The organism is Micromonospora sp. DT229 (genome assembly GCF_049844505.1).
GTDB lineage: Bacteria > Actinomycetota > Actinomycetes > Mycobacteriales > Micromonosporaceae > Micromonospora.
Window position 1 is genome coordinate 16098 of the sequence record NZ_JBNCLD010000018.1, and the last position, 16899, is coordinate 32996.

The 16899-nt window shown below is 68.3% G+C and carries 12 protein-coding genes; 7 read left to right on the forward strand and 5 right to left on the reverse strand.

The genetic code is table 11. From position 1 onward, the window contains the following. Positions 1-4: 4 nt before the first annotated feature. From ACLQ2T_RS23285 to ACLQ2T_RS23300, 4 genes are read right to left on the reverse strand one after another with little or no spacing between them, the layout of a single operon-like run. Positions 5-1219, reverse strand: a complete 1215-nt coding sequence (locus tag ACLQ2T_RS23285; protein ID WP_425768484.1) for an ABC transporter substrate-binding protein — start codon at positions 1217-1219, stop codon at positions 5-7. Between the two features lie 45 nt (positions 1220-1264). Then, positions 1265-1849, reverse strand: a complete 585-nt coding sequence (locus tag ACLQ2T_RS23290; protein WP_425768485.1) for a GTP-binding protein — start codon at positions 1847-1849, stop codon at positions 1265-1267. A 2-nt stretch (positions 1850-1851) separates the two neighbouring features. Continuing rightward, the gene (locus tag ACLQ2T_RS23295; RefSeq protein ID WP_102656661.1) at positions 1852-2256 is read right to left on the reverse strand and encodes a roadblock/LC7 domain-containing protein; all 405 of its coding nucleotides are present in this window, start codon (positions 2254-2256) and stop codon (positions 1852-1854) included. Then, positions 2253-4487 carry a nitrate- and nitrite sensing domain-containing protein gene (locus tag ACLQ2T_RS23300; RefSeq protein WP_425768486.1) on the reverse strand — a complete coding sequence of 745 codons (2235 nt, stop codon included), beginning with the start codon at positions 4485-4487 and terminating at the stop codon, positions 2253-2255. Before ACLQ2T_RS23300 ends, ACLQ2T_RS23295 begins: the two co-directional genes overlap by 4 nt. Positions 4488-5067: 580 nt before the next feature. Here ACLQ2T_RS23300 and ACLQ2T_RS23305 point away from each other — a divergent pair. Further along, positions 5068-6870, forward strand: a complete 1803-nt coding sequence (locus ACLQ2T_RS23305; protein WP_425768487.1) for a S9 family peptidase — start codon at positions 5068-5070, stop codon at positions 6868-6870. A 4-nt stretch (positions 6871-6874) separates the two neighbouring features. On the opposite strand, the gene ACLQ2T_RS23310 is transcribed toward ACLQ2T_RS23305, so the two are convergent. Next, positions 6875-8257 (reverse strand): helix-turn-helix domain-containing protein, encoded by a 1383-nt coding sequence (locus ACLQ2T_RS23310; protein ID WP_425768488.1) that lies wholly within the window; start codon positions 8255-8257, stop codon positions 6875-6877. A gap of 636 nt (positions 8258-8893) precedes the next feature. Between ACLQ2T_RS23310 and fxlM the strand changes: the two genes are divergently transcribed. The 6 genes from fxlM to ACLQ2T_RS23340 all read left to right on the forward strand — a co-directional run bounded on the left by fxlM (position 8894) and on the right by ACLQ2T_RS23340 (position 16849). Then, a complete protein-coding gene (gene fxlM / locus ACLQ2T_RS23315; protein ID WP_425768489.1) occupies positions 8894-10135 on the forward strand; it encodes a methyltransferase, FxLD system in 1242 nt (413 codons plus the stop codon). A gap of 58 nt (positions 10136-10193) precedes the next feature. Then, positions 10194-10382 carry an FxLD family lanthipeptide gene (locus tag ACLQ2T_RS23320; protein WP_377679418.1) on the forward strand — a complete coding sequence of 63 codons (189 nt, stop codon included), beginning with the start codon at positions 10194-10196 and terminating at the stop codon, positions 10380-10382. 119 nt (positions 10383-10501) lie between these two features. Then, positions 10502-13531, forward strand: a complete 3030-nt coding sequence (locus ACLQ2T_RS23325) for a lantibiotic dehydratase (RefSeq protein ID WP_425768576.1) — start codon at positions 10502-10504, stop codon at positions 13529-13531. Positions 13532-13581: 50 nt separating this feature from the next. After that, positions 13582-14730, forward strand: a complete 1149-nt coding sequence (locus tag ACLQ2T_RS23330; protein ID WP_425768490.1) for a lanthionine synthetase C family protein — start codon at positions 13582-13584, stop codon at positions 14728-14730. Then, positions 14712-15668 (forward strand): thiopeptide-type bacteriocin biosynthesis protein, encoded by a 957-nt coding sequence (locus tag ACLQ2T_RS23335; RefSeq protein WP_425768491.1) that lies wholly within the window; start codon positions 14712-14714, stop codon positions 15666-15668. The genes ACLQ2T_RS23330 and ACLQ2T_RS23335 overlap by 19 nt, the downstream gene beginning before the upstream one ends. A 2-nt stretch (positions 15669-15670) precedes the next feature. After that, complete coding sequence (locus ACLQ2T_RS23340) at positions 15671-16849, forward strand: hypothetical protein (RefSeq protein WP_425768492.1); 1179 nt, start codon at positions 15671-15673, stop codon at positions 16847-16849. Positions 16850-16899 lie beyond the last annotated feature (50 nt).

The window sequence follows — 16899 nt, forward strand, 5'->3', positions numbered from 1 at the left end:
TCGGTCAGGTGGCGGGCAGGGTGGTCAGGTCTTGCAGCAGCACGTTGGACAGGACCGGTCCGTCGGCTCTGACCTCGCGCAGGTACCAGCGCTGCACCGGCCGGTGCTCGGTGGGATGGAACTGCCAGTCCCCACGCGGGCTGTCGATCCGCCCCACCTGCCCGATCGCCGCGTTCACCGTCTCTCCCGTGACCGGTCCGTCGACGGCGGCCAGGGCGCGGTCGAGGACTGCGGCGGCGTCGTAGGAGGCCATCGCGAACGTGGTCGGTTGTCCGGGGTAGCCGGCGGCGGACCAGGCGGCGACGAACTGCTGGTTCGCCGCGTGGGGCAGGGTCGGTGAGTAGTTGAGGACGTTGCGGATGCCGGTGGCGGCTGTGCCCTGGGCGTCGAGCACGGATCCTTCGGTCAAGAACCCGGCCGCGTACAGCGGTACGTCCTTGAGGGCGGACTGCCGGTACTGCTTGACGAACGCGACAGCCGGACCACCGGCGTAGAAGGTGTACACGGCGGCCGGTCGGGTTTCGGCGGCCTTGTTCAGGTACGGCAGGAAGTTCTCCGTGGCCGGGAACGGTGTGAACACGGTCTTCCCGTCCGGGTTGGCGAGTCTCCCACCGAGGGTGGTGAACGTGTCGGTGAAGCCTCGCAGCTCGTCCCAGCCGCCCTGGTAGTCCGGGCCGATCGCATACACCGTGCCGTCACCCACCTCGGCTTTAATGTGGGCGGCGATCGCGATCCCCGGCTCGTCGGAGTTGTAGGAGGTGTGCCAGGTGTAGGACAGGTCGCGGGGTTTACCGGCGACGGGGGCGAATTCGGGGCGGGCGTTCGCGCCGAGCAGGGGGATGCGTCGTTCGTGGGTGAGGGTTTGGACCTTGTCGACGGTGGCGCCGCCGACCAGCCCGGTCAACGCCACCACCCGGTCGCGTTCGAGGAGTTTCTGGGCGGCGGGGACGGCGGTGGCGGGGCCGTCACCCTCGTCGGCGACGACCAGGTCGATCTCACGGCCACCGAGCCGACCGTCGTGGGTGTCGAGGTACAGCTGGAAGCCGCGCCGCATGTCCTCCCCGACGCTGGTGTAGATGCCCGACAGCGACACCAGCAGTCCGATCCGCACCCGGTCGGAACCGCCGCTGCCGCTGCCGCACGCCACACCGGCGGCGAGCAGGCTGGTGGCGGTGACGGCGACCAACGCGTGTCGCAGCCGTGCACGGACACGTTGCATGAAGTGCTCCTTCTTTTTTGTTGAGAGGTGAACCGGGCCAGGTGGTCAGGAAGCGACGCCGGCCGGGGCCTGTGTGGTGGCGATGACGTGCTCGACCAGGGCGATGAGCAGGTGGCGGACGCTGTCGCGATCCCGGGCGTCGACCTCGACGATCGGCACATCACCGGCGAGCGTGAGCGCGTCACGGATCTCGCCCGGCGAATAGACGTGCGCGTCGGGGAACTGGTTGACCGCCACCACGAACGGCAGCCGCCGGTTCTCGATGTAGTCCAGGTGCCGGAACGAGTCCGCGAGCCGGCGGGTGTCGACCAGCACGACCGCGCCGATCGCACCGCGCACGATCGCGTCCCACATGAACCAGAACCGTGCCTGCCCCGGCGTGCCGAACACGTACACCGTGACGTCGCCGACGGCGAGGCGACCGAAGTCCATCGCCACCGTCGTGGTCACCTTGCCCGGACGGTGCGACACATCGTCACCACCGGCCGACATGCGGGCCTCGGTGGTCACGGGGGCGATGTCCGACACCGCCCCTACCAGGGTGGTCTTACCCACCCCGAGTGGCCCGGTCAACACGATCTTCAACCCCGGTGGCGCGTTCGTGGACGGACGGACCGGCCTGGCGGGCATGGTCATCGTGCGCCGGCCGCCGCGGCAGCGAACGACGGGTTCAGGTAGGAATCACCCACCTGCTCGGCGAAGCGCTCCAGTTCCCCGGTGACGAACGCGAGGTCCGCATCCCGGCGAGCCAGAACAAGCAGCGACGCCCCCCGACTCAGGCTGGTCAGGATCAGGTAACCCCGGTCGGTGTCGGTGATGTTGCCCCGCACCGCGCCCGCGTCGAAGTCACGGGCAGCACCGTTGAGCAGGCTGTTCAGCCCGGCCGCGACCGCGGCGAGGCGTTCGGCGGCATCCCGGTTGAGCCCCTCGGTCCAGGCCAGCAGCAGCCCGTCAACCGACACCGCGACGGCGTGACTGACCCCGGCGACCACACGCACATTGTTGTTCAGCAGGAAACTCAAGTTGTTGTCACTCATCGTTGTTCTTCTCTCGGCTGGTGGGAACGGCGGCCGAGGCCGCGCTGGTAGGCATCTGCGGTCTGCGCCAGGCCCGCCGTCGGACGGCAACGCGCCGCGACAGGAGCAGACCGGACAGCAGGCGTGAACGCGGTGGTCGGCTGCCGCTTGGGCAGCCCGTTCGAAGTGGTCGCACCGCCGCGGAACGGCACGGTCTCGGCGGACACGTGCACGGTGCCGCCTTCCTCGAACCACGCCGATGGGCTATGCCGTTCACCGGCCTGCAGGTAGATAGGTGGTTCCTGCCCGCCCGGGCCGAGCCGCTGCGCAGGGATCTGCGGCAGGGCCTGGGTCGGCGCGTCCACGGGCGCCGGCCGGTCGTACCGGCGGGACGGTCCACCGGGATGAGGTGCGACGGTGGCGGGCAAAGCGATGTGGGAGGCGGGGGTGCCGCCTGGGGGGCGTCTGCCGGCGATCGGTCCGGTCGGCAGCGCCACGCGTTCAGGGATCCGGACGAGAAGCTTGTCGGCGGGGACCTCGACCTCGGCGACCGTGCCGTGCGGTGACGCGGACAGCAGCCGCACCCGCAACCCGTGCGCGGCGGCCAGCAGCGCCACCGTGGCTATGCCCTGCCGGCGGATGTGCTCCACCCCGATCATCGGTGACGGTGCCGCCAACTCCCGGTTGAGCTGGTCGAGAAGATCGCGTGCGATGCCGTTGCCCGTGTCGGTGACCTGCAGGATCGCCCGGTTACCCATCAGGTGGCCGGAGACGAACACGTCGTCGGGGCTGTAGCGGGCGGCGTTGTCCAGCAATGACGCCAACAGATGAACCAGATCGTCGATCAAGGCCGGCGGCACGAGCACACGGTCGTCGACCAGCCCGAAGACGATCCGCCGGTAGTCCTGGATCCGGCTCTGCGCCGCCTGCACCACCGTCACCAACTCGGCCGGCTCCTCATACGCCATCCCGAGCGTCCGACCCGACAACACCAGCAGGCTCTGCGTGCCGTGCAGCAGCTGCGCCGCCAGATTGTCCACCGCGAACAGCGTCTCCAGCGTCGCGGAATCCTTCTCGTCCCGCTCCGCGCGATCCAGCTCACCCAGCAGCCGGTTGGTGATCGCCTGACACCGCCGCCCGACCGCCTCCACCGCACCGACCGCCACCTGGCGATGCCGGGCAAGGTCCGCCGAGATCCGGTACGTGGTTCCCGCGAGGCTGTCGAACGCGGCCGTGACCTCATCCACCTCGTCGCGGACCGTCGCCGGCGCCAGGGCGCGCGGTGGCGCCGGCACCGAGCCCGGATCGGTGGGGTCAGCCGACTCCACCCGGCGCACCAGAGCGGGCAGCTCATCCCGGGCCATCCCGGTGACGGCGTCACGCACTCCACGCAGCCGCCGCGCCAACACCCGGCCCTGCCACCACGCGAACACCGCCGCCACCGCGAGCAGCACCACCGCCACCCCGGACAGCACGCCGCTGGTCACCCACTGCCGCGTCCGCTGCCGCCCGACCTCGGCCAGGATGTCGTCATCGATACGAGACTGCACCTGGTGCAACCGGTCCCGGCGCTCACCGCTGGCGGCCGCCCAGCGGCCAGGCGCGACCCGCAGACGCTGACCGACCTGCGTCCTCGCGATCCCGTCATCGATACGCTGCGCGGTGAGCACCTGCTCGCCGGTCAACGCCTGATCCAGCCATGCCCGCCACCGCGTCGGCGAACGCTGCGACACCACCAGCAGCGCCTCGTCGAACCCGGCCCGCGTCGCCGCCAGGTCCCGTTGCACCGCCTGCGACACCACCCGGCCACTACCCGCCACCACCGCCGCCTGCTGGACACCCGCGTACTCCGATGCCTGCGACAACGCCGCAGCCACCCGCAAATGGTCGGCGAGCACACCATCCGCGCCGCCCACCTGACCCACGGCCTCCCGCACCGCCAAGCCACACGCGATCACCGCCCGGTACCGCACCAGTACCGCCGTCAACGACGTCGACCGTGCCTTGACCTGTTCCCGCAACGCCGGCAGCAGCCGCAACTGCTCATCCAACGGACCGACCAGCCGCCCAACCGCAGGCTGCGACATGTCGAGCTCCGCACGGCGCTGCCGGTAGGCGTCAATCGCACGGTCGGACACCGCGCTCTGCTCCAGCACCGCGTTCAACCCGCCACCGGCATCCGAGACCACCGACACCGCGACCTGACGCTCCCGATCAAGCTCGTACAGCACCTCACCGACAGCAGACGACACCGCCACCAACACCTGAAGACGATCAGCACTCACCGCCTGCCGCGCCGTCGACGTCACACCCCACGCAGCAAAAAGCACAGTCGCGGACAGCGGAATAGCCAGCAACCACGCCAACCTCCGGGCAACAGGCACAACATTCCTCTCCAGATATGGTCAAGGTGCAGCGGCACTGACCTGACCATTAATGGCGCGGTCCCGACCCCGCAGAACGTGATATTGCTCAGCCCACCCGAGGTGGCGCTCAATCGCCCCACGCTGAGCGGAGTCAATCAAAGCGAAGGTGGTCTTCCCGCCTCGGAATGGTCGCTCGGATTACACGCACGGGTCGACACCAGTGATGCGGACGGAGGGGTTTGTCCGCATCGACCTTGTCGTGCAAGTAGGGCATCTCTATGGGAGGGGGATGACGCCAAGCGGAAGAGCGCGAGGGTTGGCGTACAGTCGGCCGTACGCTGGGTCCCCGCATTGGTTCCCCACGCGCGGCCCCGGAGGCTTCCCTTGCCATCGCAGCAAGGAGGCCAGTTTGACGTGGACCGCTGGCGGTAGCGCCACGACACGTAATGGATCCAAGGAGGCGCGTGTGAGGCTGGCGGACAGCATCCCCTCAGTCGCGGTGGCGGACGCCGTCCGCGCCTCAGTGAGCTATGACCAGCTCCGCGCCTACGACGGCGCGCTGTATTGGCTGGAGAAACGTCCCGACGCAGGTGGGGTCGCGACGCTGACCCAGTGGAGACGCGACGAGGGCACGCGCGACATCAGCCCCGCAGGTTTCGATGTCACTAACGACATTCACGCATACGGTGGCGGATCGTTTGCTATCGCGGATGGGGCGATCTGGTGCGTCGGCGCAGGTGGCCTTTACCGGAGTCGCTATCGGGGCGATGAACTTGTGCTGGTCAGTCCAGCATCGGTGGGAGACCTAACCGTCGGGAACGGTGAGTTGCTAGCAGTGCGGGAGACAGAGCGCGGAGACGAGTTGGTAGCGATGCCGCTCTCCGGTTCACGGCGGCTGCGCACGGTCACTCGGAGCAGTGGGTTCCTGAGTGCACCTCGGCAAGGCCCGAGCTTGTTCGCCTGGTCTGCTTGGAGCGAGCAAGACATGCCGTGGGACGCGTGTGAGCTGTGGGTCGGTTCGTATTCGTCTCAGGGGCACATCGAGAGCCCGGTAAAGGTCGCCGGCGGCTGGGACGAGTCGGCGGTTGAACCCAGGTGGGGGCCCGACGGATCGTTGTACTTCGTGTCGGATCGCGGCGGCTGGTGGAACCTGTTCCGGTGGGATGGCCGTGAGGTCAAGGCGGTGGCGCCTATCGCGGGTGAGTGCGCTGCGGAGCCGTGGGAGCTGGGATACGCCTCCTATGCCTTTCTTGACGATGGCCGGATCGTCGTGGCGGTACAGGAAGGTCCACGACATCGTCTGGTCCTTATCGGCCCTCATGGCTCAGTTCGTCCTGTCGATCTCCCTTACACATCAATCAAGCCCTACCTGGCGACGCAAGGAACGACCGTGGCGCTGATTGGCTCATCGCCGACGGCGGCCTCGCAGGTCGCGCTGGTGAACCTGTCTGATGACGAGCCTCGGGTGGAAGTGCTCGCCAAGTCAGAGCACGCCGAACTCTCCGGAGCACAGGTGTCGACGCCCACGGAGCTGCGGGTCCAGGCCGCACGTGGGCGCGAGGTGTCGGCCCTGGTGTATCCACCGACGGGCTCGACAGCGGACTGGCGGGCACCCGTCATCGTTCGTGCTCATCCTGGACCGACCGCCTCCTGCCTCCTGCGATTGGATTGGCAGGCGCAGTTTTTCACCAGCCGGGGGTTCGCTGTCGTTGACGTCGACTACCTCGGCAGCACCGGCTACGGCCGTGCTTTTCGGGAATCGCTGTATGGCCGGTGGGGTCTGGACGATGTCGATGACTGCGCGGCAGTGGCTGCTCACCTGCTGGCGGCAGGGCGGGCACTGCCAGGCCGGATTTTCATCCGTGGTGCCAGCGCTGGAGGCTATACCGCACTGCATGCGGCTACGCAGAATGGCCCGTTCGCCGCTGCCACTGCCGTGTCGGCGATCGTGGATCCAGATCGGTGGGCCGAGACGGTGCCACGGTTCCAACGCGCCCATGCCATGCGGCTGCGAGGCGGGGCCGGCCGGGTTCGGGCCTCCAATGTCCAACGACCTGTGCTGTTCATTCACGGCACCGCCGATGACGTGGCCGTGGTCGAGGACGTTCGCGTACTCGCCGACCAGTTGGCCGCGCGCGATGTGCCCCACCGACTGCTACTTCTTCCCGATGTCGGTCATTCTGTGGCAACGTCCGCAGAGGCTGGCACGGCGTTGGAGGCGGAACTGGCTCATTACCGTGCGGTGATGACGGCCGCAGTGACCAGTTGAGGGATCACACCGCTGCCAGCGGCAACTGATGCCGCACGTACTCGCCGAACTCGCGAACCTCCGGTTCGCACCTGTAGGGCTCGAGGTCGGTCTGCACCTCGACGATGCGCTGCAAGCAGCGGTGCGAGGAGATCTTCGCGGCGTAATCCACTGCTTCCCGTGCAGTCGCGCACGCCTCATCAATCTGTCCGGCAGCAGCCAGCGACGACGCCAGGAGTGCGGTGTCGATGGCGAGTCGGCGGATGTGGGTGGAACTCAACGCGGCCAGAGCGTCCCTGATGTGCCGTTGGGTTTGCTTTGGTCTACCCAAATCGTGGAAGCAGTGGGCGATCTCATCAGCCAAATATGCCGGGGTGAGGTAGTGGATCCAGTACGGCTCACCATCAGGACTACTTTGGTCCAGTTGCTGTTCTGCGATGTCGAGGTGGGCAAGGCAGTCGCTCTCGCGTCCCAGTCGGGCGTGTGCGCGTGCGACGACGGCGTGCAGGGCGGCGCTCACAGCTGGCGTCGCCTGAGCTTCACTTCCCCTCACCGCTGTAAGCGCCACTCCCAGAGCCGACTCGGGGTAACCGCAGTGCAACGCCAGGTGGCCAATGTTCACCGCGAGCAGGTAGCTTCCGTAGAGGCGGTCGGCGGCGGCCTGGGTCAGCCGCAGTGCGCGTAGGTAACGGCGCTGGGCGAGACCGTGTGCGCCGGTATCAACAGCCTGGTAGCCGCACAGTTCGAAGAACCCCGTTGCGAGCGTGTAGAGGCGCCGGCCGGCGGCTTCTGAGGCTGAACTGTTCGCGAGCAGCCAGTTCAGCTCGCCTTCGATGTATCGCTGTACCTGTGCATGGACCCGTCCGGCACCGTGGGTGTGGTCCATCTGCCGAAACATCATCAGCGCAGTCTCGGCGGACAAGAGCCTCTCCTCCGTGACGTTACGCAGCGGATTGGATTGCTCGGTACGGGACCGCGAGTGAGTCGCCGGATTGTTCAACCAGCTCAACGCAGCGCGGTCGAGGACACCTGGCTGGACCGGAACGCGGATGACCATCTCAGCCAGCGACACCGATGCGGGGACCGGCAGCAGGCTACCTGCAACGACATGGCTGCTCGGTGTTGCGGCTGAGGGCCTACGCTCACTGTTCCGCCTGGTTTCGAGTAGTGGTAGCAGCCGCATCAAGGCACCGTCAGTCGCCAGCGCCTTGTCGCACGCGTCGACGAATTCCCGAGAGGGAAAACGGTCTGCTGTCTCGACCCGGCGAACCAGGTCGGCACTGTATCGGATCATGGCGCCCAGCCGCGCCTGCGAAAGGTTGGCTTGCTCACGCAGACGACGTAGCTCAGCGCCAAAGAAGTGGCGCTCGGACATGGACGGCTCGAGTGGCCGTGGGGTCTGGCCCATGACACCGCCTCCTCCGGCCCTTGTTTCCGATCACCTTGAAGCCGTGCAGACATAGGGTCACTCGGCGATCGGTAGGGCGCAACCATCATCGCCCGGGCGGGTCGGGCCGGATGCGCACGTCGATGGAGGCGGGTATGCGGACAACCATTCCGTCCGCATCTTGCGCGTTCAATCTGGCAACCCGGCGAGTGAGGGTTGGAGGATGAGGGCAATCCACGGGGAGTCGCGGAGATCGACTTCGAGGCCATGGTCTACAGCAGCGACAAGCGTCGCTCGCGGCGAACCCTGCGTAGCACCTGCCCAAAGGTCTCTCCGTCCACCGGCCCTCTGCCCTGGTACAGGCCGGTGTGTGCCTACACGGTATGGCTTCCGAAGCACAGATCAGCTTCAGGTCGTACAGGGTCGGACAACGAGTCGGCATTCCCACCGGCACCGGTTGGTAGACCCTCAGCACGCAGCGCCGTGGCGCTGGCCTTCAGCGTCCCGTTTTCATCCGGCGAGCAGGTGATCGTTTTGCCCGAGGCGGGATCTTCCGGACCGTAGGCCGAGTGCAGCCCTGCCCTGCGTGGCGCGCTGCTTACACCCGGCACCCTGTCACGAGCAAATGGCAAGAGAACCCAGAGATTGGAACGCAGAGTGACGCACATAGCTGACACATCGGAGTCCTCGGAACAAGCCAGGAGCCTGCGAGATGCCCTCGTCGATCGGCTTATGACTGACGGCATGATCACTTCCTTGGTCGTGGAAGCGGCGTTCCGTACGGTCCCGCGGCATGCTTTCGTGCCCGCTGGCACACCACTCGAGGTCGTCTACGACGTAGACCGATCGGTGATCACGAAGACGGACGAGTACGGGGCGCACCTGTCCTCGGTCAGCGCCGCGTACATCCAGGCCCGCATGATCGAGCAAGCCGGTGTCGGGCCCGGGATGCGGGTCCTAGAGATCGGTTCGGGTGGTTACAACGCGGCGCTGCTGGCCGAGGTGGTCGGGGTGAACGGCCACGTCGTCAGTGTGGACATCGACGCCGACATCACCGACCGGGCCAGGGTGCTGCTGCGCGAGACCGGCTACGACGACCGGGTGCGGGTGTTGCGGGCCGACGCGGTGCGCGGCCTGCCCGGCGAGGGCGTTTTCGATCGAATCCTCGTCACGGTCGGTGCGTGGGACATCCCTCCGGCCTGGCTGGCTCACCTCGCCCCGGACGGAGTGATCGTGGTGCCGCTGCGGATGAACGGGGTGACCCGCACGATCGCGTTGCGCCGCGACGGCGACCACTTGACCAGCACCTCAAGTGAGGTGGCGGGGTTCGTGCCCCTGCAGGGCGAGGGCGCGCGGCCCGAACGGATCTTCCGGCTGCCCGACCGGCAGGGGCGGTTCGTCAGCTTGCGATTCGACGTCGGTGTCCCAAACGACGTCCGTCAGCTGGACGGTGTGCTGAACACCGAACGCAGCGAGGTCTGGTCGGGGGTCACGGTCGGGCACAGCGAGTCCTTCGCGGATCTGCACCTGTGGCTGGCCGGATTCCTGCCCGGTTTCTGCCTGCTCGCGGCGGACGACGGTACCGAGCTGGCCGACGAGTCCCGCTGGTTTCCGTTCGGCGTCGTGCGCGGTGACTCGTTCGCCTACCTGGCCTGGCGTTCGGCCGACGGCGACTCGGGCGCCGAGCTCGGGGCCCGCGCCTTCGGGGCCCATGGCACGGACGCCGCAGCGGCTATGACAGAGCAAATCCAGTCCTGGCATCAAAAGGCACGCCACAGGCCGGCACCGACGTTCGCCTACTGGCCGGCCGGTACCAGCGCTGACCCTGTGCCGGGCAACGTAGCGGCGCTGACGAAGACGTACGGACTACTCACGATCTCCTGGCCGACGGCGAGCTAGCCCGCCCCAGCCAGGTGCACCCCACCCCTGTTCGACCTACTCAAGGAGCGTGAAGACCATGGCCCCGCTGCTGGAACTCGAGCGCACGGACGCCCCCACCGCAACCACCGACGACGACTTCGTGCTCGACATGCGAGTCGTGGAGTCCACGACCCCACTGGTGATCATGATGTGCAGCACGAGCGACGGCTGCGGCAGTAGCTGCAGCACGAGCGCCTGCACGACCAAATCCTGCGACCCGGTCTGATCCGGGCCTCATCCCGACCATGCTGTCGGCGTCCAACAGGGCGCCGACGGTGCGGTCCTTCCGTTGAGGAGACGTACGCCGTGCCAGCTCCGCCTATCTTCCGCAGTTCCGGCGTGATCATGGTGCGCGCCACAACGGATCCCGGCGACCTTAATGTGCCTTCTCACCTGGACCTAGCCAGCGACACTGCCGTGCTGCGGGAGGGCCTGCCCTGGCTGATGAAGACGTGGGCTCGCGCTGACGTTCGTGATGCCCTGGCCCTGGCGAGCCCCACTCTCGCCGATCAGCTCGACCGTGTCGGCGCGAGCCCCGACACGGCCACGGCCAAAGTCGTTCGCCGGGCCGTCATCTCCGTCGCCGGCTATCTGCTGCGGTGGCAGCGGCGGACCACACCGTTCGGTTTGTTCGCCGGCGTCACGATCGCTGCCGTCGGGACGGGCAGCGTTACGGTCGGACGACAACACCGCGCGGTGGCACGGGTCGACAGCGAATGGCTTAGGGCCGTGATCGATCGACTCGAGCAGCATCCGCAACTGCGCCGTCGACTGCCCGTAATTGCCGATAACACCGGCGTTGTTCGTGACGGCCGGTTCATCACCGCCCGCCGTGCCGACCCAGGCGACGGCAAGGCGGTACCTCTGCGCGACGCGTCCGTTCGCTACACGGTGCCTGTCCAGGCGGCGCTCGCCAGCGCCACCGTTCCCGTCCGGTATGAAGATCTCGTCGCCACGCTGGCCGAGCGGTTCCCGACGGCCCGGCCCGAACAGATCAACACTGTCCTCGACGACTTGTTGCGGCAGGGCGCTCTCATCAGCGCTCTACGGCCGCCGATGACGGCTGTCGACGGCCTCACGCACGTGATCGAGACAGTGACAGCCGCCGAGGGCGAGCAGTTCGGGGATGTTGCGGCCTTGCTCCGCAATCTTCAGATCGTCCGACACTTGATCAATCAGCACAACGACACCGACGACCTACGGCAGGCGGCCGCAGCCCGGACGTCGGTCGCGGAGCGAATGCGCCAGATCGTTGCCGGCAGCCGGCACACGCTTGCCGTCGACACCCACCTCGATGCTCAGATCCGCGTTCCCGAGGAGGTGGTGACGGAAGCTGTCGACGCCGCACACGTCCTGCTGCGGGTCAGCACGAAGCCGTTCGGGACGACTGCCTGGCAGGACTACCGGTCCCGATTCCGAGCCCGCTACGGCCAAGGCGCGCTCGTGACGGTGCGAGACCTGCTCGCTGACTCCGGGCTCGGCTACCCCACCGGCTACCTCGGTGCGCCTCGCGCCCATCCCAGCTGGCGCAGCGTCAACGAACGCGACGCGGCGTTCCTCGCCCTGGTGCAACGGGCAGCGCTCGACGGACACGGCGAGATCACGCTGACCGACGCGGACGTCCAAGCGTTGACCGTGGGTGAACCGGCAGACGTCGTACCGCCGGCACGCATCGAACTCGGCGTGGCGGTCCACGCCGCGTCGATCGAGGCCCTCGACAGAGGTGACTTCCGGCTGCGTTTCACCGCGGCGCCAAGCATGCCGACGAGCATGGCCGGCCGATTCATCTACCTCTTCGACGAGCATCAGCAGGCTCAGCTTGCTGCCGCCTGCGCGCCGGGCTCTGACAGCGGCGACGCGGTGGCGGTGCAGCTGTCGTTCCCGCCGCGCCGCCCGCACAACGAGAACGTGACCCGGGTTGCCCAGCTCCTGCCCGACATCGTCGCGCTCGCCGAGCATCCCACCGGTAATCCGATCAGCCTCGATGATCTGGCCGTCACCGCCGACGCCGACCAGATGTACCTGGTGCAGATCTCCACCGGCCGCCGCGTCATCCCGCACATCCCGCACGCACTCGACACCGTCGTGCAAAGCCCCCCGCTGGCACGCTTTCTCGCCGAGGTCGCCGACGCGCGCACCGCGGTGTTCGGTCCGCTCGACGTCGGTGCCGCCCGCACACTGCCGTACCTGCCACGGGTGCGGTATCGCCGGACGATGCTCGCTGCCGCCCGATGGCTGCTCACCACCCGCGACCTGTCGCCAGGGACTGGGCAGGGTTGGGAGTCCGCGCTGCAGGCGTGGCAGCGGCGCTGGCGAGTCCCTGCCCACGTCGTGCTCTGTCACGGTGAGTTCCGCCAGCCCTTGAATCTCGACCACCGCCTCGACCGGACGCTGCTGCGCCACCGTCTGGCACAGGCCGGACGGGTGGAGCTGCACGAGGACGCCACGCCCGGCGATCACGGGTGGGTCGGCCGTGCCGCCGAGCTGCTGATTCCAATGCTCGCCATCGCGCCACCGCCCCGGCCGTTGCCCCACCTCGCGCCGCCCGGTCGGCTTCAGGTGCCCGGCACCACGGACGTGGTGCAAGCGCGGCTGGCCGGCAACCCGGCCCGCTTCGACGACATCATCCGGCACCTCGCTCCATTCACCGCGGCACTGAGCGACGAGGTACACCGGTGGTGGATTCGCCGCCAGCGGGATCTGGTCCGCATCGACGCCGACCAGCACCTCATCCTCGTACTCCGACTGGCCGCGCCCGAGCACCACCCGACCGTCACCGCAGCCCTGGCCGCGTTCGCCGCCGAGCTCACCGCCCGCGGCCTGCCCGGCCAGTTGTCGCTCGTACCGCACCAGGACCACCCCGGCCGCTACGGCTGCGACGAGGCGCTTGCCGCAGCCGAGGACGTATTCGCCGCCGACACCGCCTGCGTGATCGCCCAGGTAGCAGCCGCCGCCGATCTCGGCTTGTCGGCGCAGGCGCTGGCCGCCGCGTCCATGGCTCGGCTCGCCGCCGCGTTCGCCACCGACGAAAAAGCGGGATATCGCGCCCTGCTGCGGTGCCTGCCGCAACGAACCGGGCCGCTGGACCGCGCACTGTGCGAGCAAACGCTACGACTGGCCGACCCATCTATCGACATGCGGCAGCCGCACATCGTAGAGGAGGCGCTTGTCAACGCGTGGTCGATCCGCGACACCGCCCTACGCCGCTACTTCCGCGCCCTCACCGCACAGCGCGACCCGTCCGGTCTCCTACCAACCCTGCTACGCGACCACCACATCCGTGCACTCGGCATCGATCCCACCTTCGAACAGAGCACCAACCGTCTGGCCCGCGCCGCCGCGCTGCGCGCCCTGGCCCGGACGGGTCAGCAATGAACAGGCCAGCGACCAGCACCAGGGCCAATGCCGGTCCTGAACCGCCGCCGATGAACGGCCCGGATGCCGTCCGCCAGTCATTGGCCACCGGCACGGCGGGGATCGCCCTGCTACACCTCGAACGCGCCGTCGCCGGTACCGGATCCTGGGCAGACGCGCATGCGCAGATCCGGGCAGCGGCGACCGGGCCGCTCGATGGCGGCCCACACACCGGCTTGTACTACGGCACCCCCGCCATCGCATTTCTCCTGCACTGCGCCGCCAGGGCAGACGACCGCTACGAGACAGCCGCGGCGACCCTCGAGCACCACCTGGCCCGGCTGACCCGCCGCCGCCTCACCGCCGCCACCGCCCGCATGCAGCACGGCGGTACCGGCTCGCTCGGCGAATACGACCTGTTCTACGGCCTCACCGGCATCGGCGCCCTGCTGATGCAGCGCATGCCCCGTAGCGACACCTTCGCCGATGTGCTGCGTTACCTGACGGTTCTGGTCCGCCCGCGCGAGCAGGACGGCCTCCTGCTGCCCGGCTGGTGGGCCGCCCACGACCCCGACCCGACGCTGCCGACGCCGGGTGGACACGCGAACCTCGGTATGGCGCACGGGGCCGCGGGAATCCTCGCCCTGTTTGCCCTCGCGATGCGTCACGGCCACGTCGTGGAGCACCACGCCGAGGCCATCGACCAGCTCACCCAATGGTTCGACCGATGGCGCCAGCACGACGCCGACGGCGGCAGTTGGTGGCCGCAGTGGCTCACGCTCGACGACCTACGGGCCGGGCGCGTAAGCCAGTCCGCACCGGGCCGGCCTTCGTGGTGTTACGGCACGCCCGGCATCGCCCGTGCACTCCAGCTCGCCGCGATCGCCACCGACGACCCGGCTCGCCGCGCGGACGCCGAACACGCACTCACCGCCTGCCTCACCGATGCTCACCTCAACCGGCTCACCGACCGTGGCCTCTGCCACGGCCTCGCCGGCCTCTACGCCACCGCACACCAGGCTGCCGCCGACGCCCAGAACCCCGCCCTCACCCAACAGCTGCCCGCCCTGGCCACGGCCATACAGACGGCCGCCCACAACCATGACCAGCACGGCAACGCCGGACTGTTGACCGGCCATACGGGCGTCCACTTGGCAGCCGAGACCGCACGACACGGCACGACCGGCACGGGATGGGACACATGCCTGCTGATCACCTGACCACCACCGCACTGGCCGCCAGCGTGCTCACCGTGCTCGCCGGCACCCCTGTGCAGACAGCCGCAGCAGCCGCGGCCATCGATCCCGCCGACCTCGCTGACGCCGTCGACACCTACCACCGTGCCGGTCGCGCCGCGCTCGCGGAACACGCCGCCGGCCAGTGGTACCAAGTACGCGTCGAGTTCACTGATTGGAGCACCGCGGAGACGACTGCGGTCACCTCGCTCGGGCCCGGTCTCGACCACCTTGTGACCATGGGCGCGTGCGGCGGCTGGTGGTTCCTCCGCAAATATCCCTGCTGGCGCATCCGCTTCGCCGACGCGCACGTCGACGCCGTGAACCACGTCCTCGACGATCTCACCGCAGCCGGTGAGATCGCCAAGTGGTGGCCCAGCCTGTACGAGCCGGAGAGTGCTGCCTTCGGCGGCACATCCGGCATCCGAATCGTGCACGACCTCTTCTGTGCTGACAGCCGCGGCGTCCTCACCTACCTACGCCAACCACAGCCAGCCCTCGGGCGCCGCGAACTGTCCCTCCTCCTGCTCGGCGGCCTCCTCCAGGCCGCCGGGCTGGACTGGTTCGAACGCGGCGACGTATTCGCGCGAGTCGCCCAGCTACGCCCGATCGACGACATCACCGACACCCGGATCCACGCGCTCACTGCCAGCCTGCGCGGACTGCTCGCAATAGCGCCCGACACCGACAACGCCCTGTTCGCAGCCGGCGGTGTGGTGCCCTCCGCCGCTCCATGGCACGCCGCGTACACCCATGCCGGCCGCGCACTCGCCGCCGCCGCAACAGCCGGCACCCTGCACCGCGGGCTACGAGCTGTCATCAGCCACATCGTGATCTTCCACTGGAACCGGCTCGGGCTACCCGCCCGCACCCAGGGCATCCTTGCCCGCGCCGCACTCGAAGCGTTCCTGCCCCGGAGCTGACCATGAACACCAGCGTCCAGCCCACCACTATCCACGCCGCCATCCGCCGCTTCCCCCTGCTCGGCCGACCTCGACCCGCATGCCCCGCCCTCACCGACCGCGTCACCGAAGTCGCCGAGATCGCGGAGATCGCAGCCGCGCAGAACGACAACGGCATGGCCGACGCGGCACACGCCCTAAACCTGGCCGCGCTGATCGCCAGCGACTGCGGCCTGCCGGACCTGGCCCGCCAATGGTGCTGGCAGCACATCAACATCTACCGCCAACGGCCCTCGCTTACCGCCTTACAGGCCAGCTACCTGCTCGAACCCGTCCTCAACCTCGCCCGCCTCCAGATCCGCGCCGACAACGGCCAGCCCGCACTCCACCTGCTCAAAGCGATGTACCAGGCCATCAACGCAGGTACCAACCTGGTCGTCGACGGTCAGAGACTGCCACTGGCCAACCTGGCCGGCACGCGTGATGAGCTCGGCAAGCTTCGCCGGTGGACCTGGCTACAACACCTCAGCGAAGGCATCCGCGTCTTCGCCCTCGCCGGCCGCTGGGACGACGCCGCCGCGCACGCCAACACACTTAACGGCATCGGTGGTCACCTCATGGAAGGACGGCAAGCGACGATCATCGCCCACCTCCTGCACGGAGACACCGACACCGCCCGCAGCGTCCTCGATGACAGCACCATCACCGAGCCGTGGGAACAGCAGGTCGGCTCATGTTTGAGGACCATGTGCGCAGCGCCGGGAACGTTCGGCCAACAGGTGTCCGCCATGGTCGAGCAGTTCGTCGCACACCAGCCCGTCGCCGGATACGCCGTCTATCGAGTCCGATGGGGTCTCACGGCCACCACGCTGTCCAGCGCGCACGACGAAACCACAGCCCAACACCTCCTGCACCACGTGGCAACCGAGGCCCTCGAAGCGCCTGACGGATATACCGCCCGGGAAGTCCTCGGCCACCGCACCACCCTGCACCTCAAAGAGCCACATGAGCAGGCTCTCACCCACGTCGTGACAACAGCCGGGCTCAGGGTCGGCTCAATGCCCGAGGCAACCCTCCGAACACTCCACAACGCAGTGGAGATCGCAAAAGACGCCTTACGTGCTTCGTCGGCAGCTGTTGGCGCTGGACAGGCCCGCCGACGCCACGGAAGGGCGTCGGCGGCCAGTGAAAGATCCCCATAGGCGGCCATTTACCGCCCCGCTGATGGCCAGGGTTCTCTCCGTGGATGGCC